General features: G+C 36.4%; 9 protein-coding genes. 5 read left to right on the top strand and 4 right to left on the bottom strand.

The annotated features are described in order from the left end of the window. On the top strand, positions 1-1,065 hold a 1,065-nt coding region (locus F6U93_RS11110; RefSeq protein WP_150939796.1), incomplete at its 5' end, for a T9SS type A sorting domain-containing protein. Positions 1,066-1,156: 91 nt separating this feature from the next. On the opposite strand, the gene F6U93_RS11115 is transcribed toward F6U93_RS11110, so the two are convergent. Both F6U93_RS11115 and F6U93_RS11120 read right to left on the bottom strand, forming a co-directional pair. Continuing rightward, the gene (locus tag F6U93_RS11115; RefSeq protein ID WP_150939798.1) at positions 1,157-1,957 is read right to left on the bottom strand and encodes a TIGR00266 family protein; all 801 of its coding nucleotides are present in this window, start codon (positions 1,955-1,957) and stop codon (positions 1,157-1,159) included. 244 nt (positions 1,958-2,201) lie between these two features. Beyond that, entirely contained in the window at positions 2,202-2,657 is a 456-nt protein-coding gene (locus F6U93_RS11120; protein ID WP_150939800.1) for a DUF4442 domain-containing protein, read from the bottom strand. Positions 2,658-2,803: 146 nt separating this feature from the next. On the opposite strand from F6U93_RS11120, the gene F6U93_RS11125 reads away from it, so the two are divergent. The 4 genes from F6U93_RS11125 to F6U93_RS11140 all read left to right on the top strand — a co-directional run bounded on the left by F6U93_RS11125 (position 2,804) and on the right by F6U93_RS11140 (position 6,281). Next, a complete protein-coding gene (locus F6U93_RS11125) occupies positions 2,804-3,241 on the top strand; it encodes a DUF4870 domain-containing protein (protein WP_150939803.1) in 438 nt (145 codons plus the stop codon). Positions 3,242-3,373: 132 nt separating this feature from the next. Beyond that, positions 3,374-3,718, top strand: coding sequence for a PadR family transcriptional regulator (locus tag F6U93_RS11130; RefSeq protein ID WP_150939805.1), 345 nt, complete (start codon positions 3,374-3,376; stop codon positions 3,716-3,718). Next, entirely contained in the window at positions 3,711-5,447 is a 1,737-nt protein-coding gene (locus F6U93_RS11135) for a PspC domain-containing protein (RefSeq protein WP_150939807.1), read from the top strand. The genes F6U93_RS11130 and F6U93_RS11135 overlap by 8 nt, the downstream gene beginning before the upstream one ends. A 111-nt stretch (positions 5,448-5,558) precedes the next feature. Next, the gene (locus F6U93_RS11140) at positions 5,559-6,281 is read left to right on the top strand and encodes a head GIN domain-containing protein (protein ID WP_150939809.1); all 723 of its coding nucleotides are present in this window, start codon (positions 5,559-5,561) and stop codon (positions 6,279-6,281) included. A gap of 142 nt (positions 6,282-6,423) precedes the next feature. Here F6U93_RS11140 and F6U93_RS11145 read toward each other — a convergent pair whose 3' ends face one another. Both F6U93_RS11145 and F6U93_RS14965 read right to left on the bottom strand, forming a co-directional pair. Beyond that, positions 6,424-7,233: an HAD family hydrolase gene (locus tag F6U93_RS11145; protein WP_150939811.1), complete on the bottom strand. Its 810-nt coding sequence runs from the start codon at positions 7,231-7,233 to the stop codon at positions 6,424-6,426. Between the two features lie 151 nt (positions 7,234-7,384). Then, positions 7,385-12,469: a chondroitinase-B domain-containing protein gene (locus F6U93_RS14965; protein WP_150939813.1), complete on the bottom strand. Its 5,085-nt coding sequence runs from the start codon at positions 12,467-12,469 to the stop codon at positions 7,385-7,387. Positions 12,470-12,810: the final 341 nt, after the last annotated feature.

The following is a 12,810-nucleotide window of genomic DNA, read 5'->3' on the forward strand; positions in this document are numbered from 1 at the left end:
TTAGATGCTGATCAATTTATAACCGACAATTCCACTGTAATTGATGGCACACTCTATTTTTGGGAGCATTTTGACACCAATAACAGCCATTATTTGAGAGACTATGAAGGCGGGTATGCTACGTACAATCTAATGATGGGAACCCCTTCAGTATCTACAGCTACTGAAGCTCAGCCTGACAATTCTGGTTTAACTAGCGGTGTTGGTTCTGCTACTAAACCTGCTCCAACGGGGTACATTAGTGTTGGACAAGGCTTTTTTGTAACTGTTATAAATACTGATTACATCAATTTCAACAACGGTCAACGTGTCTTTGCGAGAGATTCTAACGGAGGAAGTATTTTCTACAAAACCACAAGCAAAAAAACTCAAACAAATAGCGACCAAAGAACCAAATTGTGGTTTTCATTTACCGAACCAAAAAATATTACTAAAATTTTAGGTTTGGGTTATGACGCTAATCATGCTACCTATGGTTACGACAAGGGTTTTGACGCCACTACTTTTGATGAATTCAGAAATGATGCTTATTGGGTTTTAAATGAAAAAAACTTAGTCATTCAAGCGCTACCATCTATAAATCTAGAAGATAAATTAGCACTCACGGTGAAAGCTACCGATGCTGGAATCTATAAATTTGGGATTGATAAATCGCAGAATGTTCCTGATGCTTTAGAAATTTATTTGAAAGACGACCTTACAGAACGCTATTATGACATTAAATCAAGCACCGCTGAAATCTCATTATCAAGCGGGTTGTATGAAAATCGTTTTTCTATCGTTTTTCAAGATGCCAAAACTTTAAGCAATGAAGATGAAGCCTTTAATTCGATTTCGGTTTCTTACAATAAAACCAATAAAACTCTAACTTTAAATCGTATAACGGACTTAAAAAGCATCAAATCTCTAAAAATATACGATACTATGGGGAAAAGGTTACTGAGCCTAAAGTCACTGGAGAGCAACACTATAGACTTATCAAGTTTTAGCGATGGCATATACGTTTTAAGCCTTAAAACAACAGACCATGCATCTGAAAAATCTATTAAATATATAAAATACTAAAGCATAAAACCCTTACTATAAACATTTAAAAGTCCGTTGTTTTACAAACCAACGGACTTTTTTTTATCTATTTTTTAAGGCTAATATGTACCTAGAATCTATTATCGCCATCAAGTAAATCACCTAACCCTCCTAAAACACTACCTTCTCCTTTACTTTTCCCTCCGCCTTGCGGGGCTGAAGCCAAGACACGTCCAGCTAATCGACTAAATGGTAAAGATTGAATATACACCGTTCCTGGCCCTTGTAATTCAGCAAAGAACAAGCCTTCACCTCCAAACACCGTATTTTTAATCCCACCAACAAATTCAATATCATAATCTATGGTTTGATCAAAACCAATAATACACCCTGTATCCACACGCAGAGTTTCACCTGCTTTAAGTTCTTTCATAGCCATAGTTCCTCCAGCATGCACAAAGGCCATACCATCACCTTCTAATTTCTGCATGATAAAACCTTCACCACCAAATAAACCACGACCTAAGCGTTTTGAAAACTCAATACCGATACTCACACCTTTAGCGGCACACAAAAAAGCATCTTTCTGACAAATAAATTTTCCGCCAAAACGGGTTAAATCAATAGGTATGATTTTCCCTGGATATGGTGAGGCAAACGATACTTTTCGTTTTCCAGAAAGTACATTATAAAAAGCTGTCATAAATAAACTTTCACCTGTAAGTATACGCTTTCCCGCACCAAATATTTGACCTAAAAACCCTGTGTCTTTTTGAGAACCATCTCCAAAAATGGTCTCCATTTTAATGCCATCTTCCATCATCATAAAGCTGCCTGCTTCCGCAACAACCCCTTCCTGAGGATCTAGTTCTATCTCTACGTATTGCATTTCTTCACCGTAGATTCTGTAATCAATTTCATGTGCTGTCATCTTGTTCAATTTTTTGATTTGACTATATGTTGATTAATTTAAGTTTTTGTTACATGAGACTATTACACCGAGTTCCACAGAGGGTTCACAGAGATACACAGGGAATTTTGCGCTAACCACACCAACAAAAGTTTTCTAGACACAGATTACACTGATTTTCACAGATTTCTCAAAAACTCATCTTTGCGTACTTATAACACTGCGAAACCTCGGTGTCTCTCAGTGAAACAACTAGGCCAAACAATTAACTCTTCAACTTCACACTCCACTCAAAATTAAACGTTGACACCACATCGCCCGCTTCATCTACCCCAACCGATTGCATGGTCAAAGTTTCTCCTTCTCCTGATTGAATCGCCTTCTTTAATAATTCATCAACAAGAGGCCCGTCGTTACAGGTAAATGTAATTTTCCCTCTAGCTTTTTTAGTATATGTTGCACTGTTGGCAGTCACCAACATCGATATCTTTTTACCGGTGGCTTGTACTTTCATCATCATTAAAGCACCGGTTGAAAACTCCGCGGCCATACCCTGAACGGCCCAAAACATCGATTTAAATGGATTCTGATTGATCCAACGATGTTTTACGGTCACCACACACTTTTCAGCATCAATATAACGTGTTCTCACTCCACACAGGTAAGCCGAAGGCAATTCAAAAATGATATAACTATTTAATTTACTTGGCGTTATGTTCATGATATCCGATTTAAGGTTTTACTAAGTTATAAAATATTTCAACAGCTTAAATCGTTAATTTTATGTTAAATTACAGTACTATGCGTAACATAATACCTTTTTAAAGACATATATTTGCATAAGAAACTATTATATGTTTTAAAATCATGATAGACCAACAACAAAAAAATATCGCAACATTCATTCACTTATCTACCTTTTGTAGATTTATTTTTCCTTTAGGAAATTTCATTGCGCCACTTATTTTGTGGCTTACCAATAAGGATAAATCTGAGTTTATTGATAAAAACGGCAAGCAGGTATTAAACTTTCAAATTAGTATTCTGCTATACGTTATAATCATCGCTTGTATTACCATTCCCTTTTTCTTACTAAATATTTTTAGTGGTTTTGCAGTAAATAACTTTGACGAGTTCAATTTTAGTTTGAATCAACCTGCGGTCATTATATTCACAGCCCTAGGACTTGGCGTTTTAGCTGTAGTAGGCTTCGTTTTAGAACTGGTTTTAATCATCATTGCCAGTTTAAAGGCCAGAGATGGCGAAGTTTACCAATATCCTTTAAGTATAAAATTCATCAAATAAAACTGTTGCATTATAATTAACGGTCTATCATAAAACATCAATCAAAAAACGAATAGTTTCATCATATTAAAAGCTTTAAATAAGAGCTGAATTTAATCACCTCAGCCCAATTAAAGCAAAAAAAGACAACACATGAAAATAGAAAACACAAAAGCCCAAATGCGCAAAGGCGTTTTAGAGTTTTGCATTCTATCGGTATTAAAAGACGAAGACGCCTATGTGGCCGAGATTTTAAGCACCTTAAAAGACGCGAAGCTTCTGGTGGTTGAAGGCACTATTTACCCTTTACTCACCCGCCTGAAGAATGCCGATTTACTTAGCTACCGCTGGGAAGAATCGACTTCTGGTCCCCCAAGAAAATACTACGGATTAACCGAAACAGGGCGCCAATTCTTAGATGAACTAAGCAGTACCTGGAATGAATTACAAAATGCCGTAAACATCGTAACAAGCCAAAAAAATAACAGTAATGAATAAAACAGTCAACATAAATTTAGCCGGAATCTTTTTTCATATTGATGAAGATGCCTATATAAAACTTCAAGGTTATCTCGAAGCGATTAAACGTTCACTTGCGAACTCTCAAGGAAGCGATGAAATCATAGCTGATATTGAAGCTCGTATTGCAGAATTGTTTAACGAACGTGTTCAAAACAACAAACAGGTTATCGGGCTAACTCAGGTCGATGAGGTCATTACCATCATGGGACAACCCGAAGATTACGTGGTTGATGATGAAATTTTTGAAGATGAACCACAATCGCAGCACAAACAAAAAACAAGCACTAAAAAGAAACTTTTTAGGGATGCTGACAACGCATACATCAGTGGGGTTTCTTCAGGTTTAGCTCATTATTTTGGTATTGATGCCATTTGGGTACGATTAGCATGGATTCTTCTCGTTTTTGGAGCTGGAACCGGTGTACTCCTCTATATTTTATTATGGATTTTAGTTCCGGAAGCCAAAACAACTGCAGAAAAAATCATGATGACTGGTGAGCCCGTGAACATTAGTAACATTGAAAAAAAAATTAAAGACGGTTTTGACAACGTTTCTCAAGCTGCAAAAACTGTAAGCGATTCTGTTTCAAAAGCAGCCAAAAATGTCGATTTTAAAAAAAGTTCTAACTCGATAAAATCAACAACCAGTACATTCTTTGACGGACTTGCAGATGTGGTTTCCATGCTCTTTAAAATATTTTCAAAATTCATAGGCATCATCCTTATCATTATTGGTGCTACCACATTAATTGCATTAATCATTGGACTATTTTCTGTGAGTGTTGCCGAAATCATACATATCCCAGGATTAGAGCACCTCGATATCATAAACGTTGGTAATACCCCGATTTGGCTTGTAGCATTATCTATATTTTTCGCGGTTGGAATTCCTTTCTTTTTCTTGTTTTACCTCGGACTTAAAATATTAATCAACAATTTAAAATCTATAGGAAACATTGCCAAATTCACACTTCTAGGCGTTTGGATTATCTCTATAATCATACTAGTAATTTTTGGTATCAGACAGGCTAGCGAACACGCATTTAACGAAAGTCATGTTAGTAAAACGGAATTACCTATTGCAGCCACAGATACCTTAACTGTTAAAATGGCGCATAGTGATAAATTCAATTCTAGTTATAGACATGACGATTTTAAATTAGCCCGTGATGAAAACGGAAACAAAATTTTGTATTCTTCAGATATCCGTGTCATGGTCAAATCAACTACCGATGATTTAGCCTCTATATCAGTTATAAAAAGTGCTGACGGAAGAAGTTTTGATACCGCTATGGCTCGTGCTAAAAACATTGATTATGACTTTGAGCTTACTAACAACACTTTGCTTTTAGACGCCTTTTTAACAACAGACATACAAAACAAGTTTAGTGACCAAGAAGTTGAAATCATACTATATCTACCAGAAACGAGCGTGGTTTATTTTAATAGTAATACTGAAGATTTCATCTATCACAAAGCCCATGACGGCCACCTCATTTCAAGTAAAAACACCAGTCATTTCATGAAAATACTAGACAATAATTCAAATTGCCTTGACTGTCCGGAAATTGAAACTGATGAGGATTTTGAAATTGAAGTAGACACCCCTCAAATTAAAATTGACAGTAAGGGCATCAAAGTAGATTCGGAAGAAATTAAAATCAACATTAATAGTGATGGCATCAACATACAATCAAACGAATAACAGTTCAGCATAAAAAATCAACAATTCAGATATTTAAGTTACTCATCAACAACTTATTGAAAGATATTTGAAGCATCTATTAATCCATTCATCATCAAAAAACGACCAATTATGAGCACATTAATCAAAATCATTGTAAGCACTATACTCAGTTTAATGCTTTTATCATGTAATTTCGACATCCAATCTGGACCTTCCGGCAACGGCAACATTACCACAGAAAACCGACCAGTAACCGCCTCGTTTTCCATCATTGAGGCATCTGAAGGTTTAGATGTGTATTTAACACAAAATGACCAAACAGCGATTTCCGTAGAAACGGATGAAAATCTACAAGACCTCATTTCAACTGAAATAACCGATGGGGTTTTAAAAATTCATAGAAAAGAAAATTTTGGTAAAGCTTCATCTAAAAAAATCAAAGTGAGCTTTAAAAACATTTCAAAAATCATCGCTTCAAGTGGTAGTGATGTCTATGGTACCAACACCATTTCGGCTGAAACTTTAGAACTAAAAACGAGCAGTGGCAGCGACATGGAACTTGATGTGAATACCAATCAATTAAGTTGTACGTCTTCTAGCGGAAGTGACCTTAGGGTTTCTGGAAAAACCATAAATCTTCAGGCTAAATCCTCTAGTGGCAGTGAAATTAAGGCAGCTGATTTATTTGCCGAAGCCACCGAAGCCAAAGCGTCAAGTGGATCAGACATTACGGTAAACACTTCAAAATCTCTTGTTGCAAAAGCCTCTAGCGGTGGTGATGTTAAATATTACGGTAACCCTGAACGCGTTGAAAAAAGTGATAACTCTTCCGGAACAATTAAACAGAAATAAATGTTAGAACATCATACCGAACTTGATTCTGTGCAACTCATCAAATTCTGAAATAACTGAGATTAGCCACTGAATCAAGTTCCGTCTAACATAAACTTAACTTTCAAAAAGCTGTTTTGAGTTTTAAAAGCTTGTTTTTTAACTAGCCCTCTTTAGACACTAAAAGTTTTTCTATAATGGTTTCAACACCTTCGTTAGCATTACTTTTAGTTTCAAAGCGGGCAATTTTTTTCACATCGGGATGGGCGTTTTCCATAGCATAACTAAAATAAGCCAGTTCTAGCATTTGTAAGTCGTTATTATAATCACCAAACACTAAGGTCTCATCAACCTTAACGCCTAACTTCTTCTGAAGCATGGTTAAAGCATAGCCTTTATTAGCTTCCTTAGGCGAAATATCTAACCAATTTTCACCAGAAATAGTGACCTGTAAGTCTGCTGTGATGCTTTCAATATGAGGTAAAATGTATTTTTCAGAAGATTCAAAATGAAAAACAGCAATCTTTAAAAAAGCATCATCAGTAACTTGAGTGAGGTCATCTACACGTTTATAAGCGGTGTAATATTCGCTAAATTTCGAGATAAAATCTTCATCATCAGATTCTATATACGCGCTTTTTTGTCCGCACAGAACAATATTAGCGCCATCAATGCTTCGTAATTTTTCAATACATCTATTGATATCGTCAGTAGATAACTGTAGTAAGACTTCTAAAGCATGGTCGTGCTGCATAAAACCACCATTTTCGGCAATCACCGAAATTTCATTTTTTATAGGCTCCAACTTTTCTATAATGCTATAATATTGTCTTCCGCTTGCGGCAACAAAATGAATATCATTTGCTTTAAATTTTTTAAACTGATTAAAAAATCGCACACTAACTTCGTGATTAGGGTTAAGCAAAGTACCATCCATATCTGACACCACTAACTTGACTTTTGATAAATCCATAAGCGCTTTCTTTTAACGCTAAAAGTACAATAATATCACCCTAATTTACCCGGATTATTGATTTTTAAAATTAAAATGCTCTGAAACAATAAGACACAAAAAAGCAGATGAAGAAAAACTCCATCTGCCTAAAAACTATTGCTTAATGTGACTAATTTTTAATAATACGCTTAGTAACTGCTTGATCTTTTCCTGTAAGTCTGAAAACATACATTCCTGACTTAAGGCTTGAAATATCAACTGAATCACCTTGCACAGCTTGGTTTAAAACAACCTTACCAACTTGATCGTAAATCGTTATTGTATCAAAGTTCGCAGCACCACTAATGTTAACTATGTTAACTGCTGGGTTTGGCCATAATTTTAATGCAGCGGCAGCTTCTTCTCCATTTTTAGAGATTCCTGATTTTGATGTTGCTGAGCTTGAATAACCAAAAACTTTAAGTTCTTCAATACTTACCCAGTCACCAGAATAATCATCTGCTCCAGAAACTGTAATTCTTACGTATCTCGCATCAATTTCACTGAAATTATCTGCGATCGGACTTGAATTAGAACCTCCTGTAGAGTTATTTGAACGATCTACAATTTCTGTGTAATTGTTACCATCTTCAGACACTTCAATAGTGTATTGGTAGGCACGGTCATTGTAGCAAACTACTTCAGTACTGTTAATAGTGAATAAACCACCTAAGTCAACGATTACCCAGTCTGGATAACCTTCAGCAGACCATCTTGAATCGTCATCACCATCAACTAAGTTAGATGCAGGGTTATGAGATTGCTCTTCTGAAGAAGACACTGATTTTTCTAAAGCCACGTTAGTTGTTTCTATTGGCTCTTCAGAATCACCACCTGTTAAAGTAAGCTCATTAAAGTAAACTGTAGCTTCTCCACTATCTTGTAGGTAAACTCCGTTTTTCCAATAACTTGGGAAGTTCCAGAAAGACACATCTTCATTTAATACTTCCGATCCGTTAACTTCAACAATCATGTCACCAGAATCGATTGTGATATCACAATCAAAATAACCATTTGGCGTTGCACCAAGATCAACATGCTCAGTATCTACACCGCCTGCATTAGTTTTAACAGCTGCATATAAACGGTCGTCACTTTGGTATATTCTAATTAAAGGCTTATTTGGCCCGCTACCTACATTAGCATCATCATGAATTTGCATGATCGTTAATTGCTCACAAGTTTGTTCAACAATATTCACGTTAGCATGAAGCGTTTGTGCACCATCATTAACATACCAGTTTTCTAAGAATCTTAATTCCGATCTTTGAGAATTTCCTCCAGAATCTCTTGTTTGATAAAACGCTAGTTTATCACCATCAGCCACATAGAATGTATTTGATGAATACCCTCCAATAATCGCAGCATCAGTCGCTTCAGTTCCACTTAACGGAGACTGTAATTTACACTGTGCTAAGTAATCTTGAAATTTAGCAATATCATAAGGTGCGTCATTTCCGTTTTGTGAACCATTAACGGTTACAGACGTTGTGTCTGTATAAGAACCATCATCGGTAGTTACGGTAATTGTAGCCGATCCTTCTGAAACCCCTGTAACAACTCCATTAGAGTTTACTGTAGCTACAGATGTATTGCTACTCGTGTAACTCACATCTTTATTCGTGGCATCACTTGGGCTAACAGAAACAGATAATTCTTCCGTTTCACCTTGCTCTAAAGAAATACTAGATGGATTTAACGTTACTGAAGTCACATCAATCGTAGATGGTGCTCCTTCACCTGCAAATACACTAAGCTCCATTAAACTTACCCAGCTACCTGTGTAAGCATCAGCTCCTGTTACTGTAATTTTTACAAATCGTGCTTCAATACTATCAAAAGTATCAATAATAGGACTTGATGCACTACCTGGAGTAGAATTATTACTTCTGTTTGCAACTTCGGTATATGTTCCGTTTTCTGATGAAGCTACCGAAATCGTGTATTGGTAAGCTCTATCGCTATAACATACTAATTCTGTACTTCCTAAAGTATATTCAGATCCTAAATCGATTGTAGCCGATTGTGGGAAACCTGAAACAGACCATCTTGATCCTAAATCACCATCTACTAAATTAGCAACAACATTCTCACCATCTGCAGTACCTGTTCCAGATACCGATTTGTTTAATGCTAAGTTATCACCTGTTGAAGGTGCTGCCACTGTAACCTCGATAGTATCAGTATAATTTCCATCTGAAGTTGTTACTGTAATTGTCGCTGTTCCTTCTGAATTTGCTGTAACCACACCATTTGAACTTACTGAAGCTACTGATGAGTCACTTGTACTATAGCTAACACTTTTATTTGAAGCATCTGATGGGCTAACCGATACAGATAATTCTTGTGTTGATCCTACTGAAAGACTTGTTGAACTTGGTGATAAAGATACACCTGTTACATCTACAGGATCGGTGTTTCCTCCACCTTCACCATGCTGAACTGTGAAATCGTATACTAAAACCTCACCGTAGTTATCTGGATCATCCGTATCATCACCTTCCTTATCTGGGTTACTTTGAGTATAGTTACCTACTTTAAAATACGTTTGATCGTAATTTAAATCCATAACGTAATCGTTACCATCGTCTTTAACTAAATATGAAGACGCGTTACCACTATTGTATGCATTTAAAAGGTTACCATCTTCAGAATAGTAGCAGTAATGTTTACCATCTACCACAAGGAAAATAACCTCATGAACATCTCCTAAATTATAATCAGATTTGATGGTCACATTATCTCTTAATTTACCGCCGTTAAAAGATAAAAATAAGTGAGAATCTTCTAAACGCATCACCATAGAATCATCGATTCCATCTTCTTTATTACCGTGAATTTGAGTCGCCACTAAGTGCGATTTATTAATAGGTAAATGTGTAATGGCTTGTTTTACATAAATCATGTGAGATCCTTCAGTAGTCCAGTAAATATCTTTACTACCATCAGCCGTTCTTTCTCTAAGTTCAGAACGAATATAATTGGAATTAGGCGTTGATCCATTATCACTTCTAATTGGTACTCTAAATACAATGGCATCTTGATCATCATTTACATAGAAAAACTCGTTACTTGGCTCTTCACATAAAGTTTTATCTTCTACGCCATTTGGTAAAGTAATTTTCCACTGGTTACAGTTTCTCATAAGATCTGATGGGTAATCTGCCGATCCACCACCTGTAGAACCTCCTGTTACTGTAACTGAAACCGTATCGGTAAATGAACCATCATCTGTAGTTACTGTAATAGTTGCATTTCCTGATGCTTGTGCCGTTACAACACCACTACTGTTAACTGTTGCAACTGAAGTATTATTACTACTATAGCTTACACCTTTATTCGTAGCATCTGAAGGGCTAACGGTAACCGATAAAGATTGCGTATCGTCTTCTGATAAACTTATTGAACTTGTAGAGAAATCTACACCTGAAACTTCAACGTCTCCAGACGTCATTCCCTCTTGGCTCACACTAATCGTTTGCGCTGAAACTCCAGAACCATTTACAGTAACCGTACCTGATCTAGAAGACGTATCTGTATTTTCTGAAACCGTAATTGAAATACTGCCATTACCAGAATCTGAAGAAGGCGTCACAGAAATCCACGATTGGTTATCTGAAACCGTCCAGCTTACATTAGAAGAAACGTTAACCGATTTTGATTCACCTTCAGCTGCAAAATCGCTAACCGAAGACACACTTAAGTAATCTCCTGACGATGCATTTCCTGAAGCATCTAAGAAGCTTGCTCCAACAGAAACACCTACCATACTATTGGTGTGTGGTGAAAAAGTAGCCGAACCACTTGCTCCACTAACTTCATGAGCACCGGCATCCATATTAGAATTTGGTCTGCTACGTCCTTCTACATCATTATTTACTGTAGAAGCATAAGAACCCCCTGCGGCGTTTGCTGCTGCACCTGAAGCACTAGGTTTAAAAATTTCACCACTCGCAGAAAAATTAGCATTTGCTTCTGTAATTCCTGAGTTTGAAATACCTACTGTAGTTCCTCCAAAAATATTTCCTTCATAAGTCATCCCTTGACCTGTACCAGAAATATCGCCACTCACGATATTAGAACCTGTACTATAAACGACGTTATGAGCTAAAACCCCTGTTGGATCGTAGCTAGAACGGTCATTATAATAAATTGGTGATTCTACATTATATAAGGTATTGAAGGCGACAACAATATCATCTACTTTTTGGTAACCATTAGTAATACCACCAGAAGTATCCGATCCACCAACTAAAGTGATACCGTTATTCCACTTATCTCCAGAACTAATAACGTCTTGGATATAGTTGTTTGTAATCACGTGGTAACTATCGGTAATTCTAATACCTCCAGTACCTTCAACATTTTCACCTAAGAAATAGTTTCCGTCTACCGTAGCACGCGCACCATGACGCATTACCAAAGAACCTCTACATCTTCTAAACGTATTATTTCTGTATGTGTTATCTGCACTCTTATTGGTGATAATTTCATTTTCACCATCTGCTTTATAAAAATAGTTACCTTCTACAGTTACACTAGCGCTTTTATCTTGAAATTCACTAGTACCAACGCGAATTGTTTCACTGTCACCAGAATGCGTCGTAGAGGGGTCACGCTTTATAAAATTGAAGAAATAGTTATTTCTAATAATATGTCCAACAGGATTGAAATTGTTGTATTCTAGCTCCACCAATACTAGCGCTCCAGGACTGTTTTTATTAAGAAAAGAACAATTTTCAACCACGTTGTTTGTACCATAAAGTACAATCCAGCGGTGCTTATCTGTTCCGCTAGGCGTTAAATTATTAAAACCACAGTTTCTAATTGTAGAATGATTAGCATAAGCGCTACTCTTTCTAAACTGAATGTGATTATTACTTCCAGCACCACCGTTCCAGTAGAAGCCATCAATAATCACGTAATCTCCGGAAATATCCATATTGGTTAATCCGGTAAAAACCACACCACCTGGTGTTTCAGCTCTCAAAATAATAGGATTGGAAGCCGTGCCGTTTGCGGTAAAATTAATACGTTGTTCGGCACTGTAAGTACCGTTGGTCCATGTAACCACATCTCCAGGAGATAGGCTAAGTTCGTTAAACTCATCGGCTGAGCTCACGGTGTAGTCGGCTCCAAAGATGTGAAGACTACACAAAAATGTCATCACACATAGTGCCATTTGGCCCATGCGCTTAGATAAAAAATGTTTCATTTAGTTTAGTTTAATTTGTTAATTAATAAAAATGGTTTAATTGGTAAACTACATTGGTGCATCAATCTGGGGAACCAATGTAATTGCCGCCCAATGTACAAGAAAACATAATAACCAACAACTGAAAACCAGTATTTCACACAAAAACAGGTAATGTTTTCGACAAAACACATTCGATGAAACGGTGTTTTTTATGGTTGAAATGCAAACAAAAACGCTGAAAACCATTGCTATATAAGCAGTTTTGACGCCTAAAAAATATTAATTAATTAAAATAACGGTTAAAAAATTATATAATTGAAATTCACTTATTTTTAGCTAAAAATCGAATTGAATTATTT

Source organism: Pseudotamlana haliotis, from assembly GCF_008806375.1.
GTDB classification, from domain to species: domain Bacteria; phylum Bacteroidota; class Bacteroidia; order Flavobacteriales; family Flavobacteriaceae; genus Pseudotamlana; species Pseudotamlana haliotis.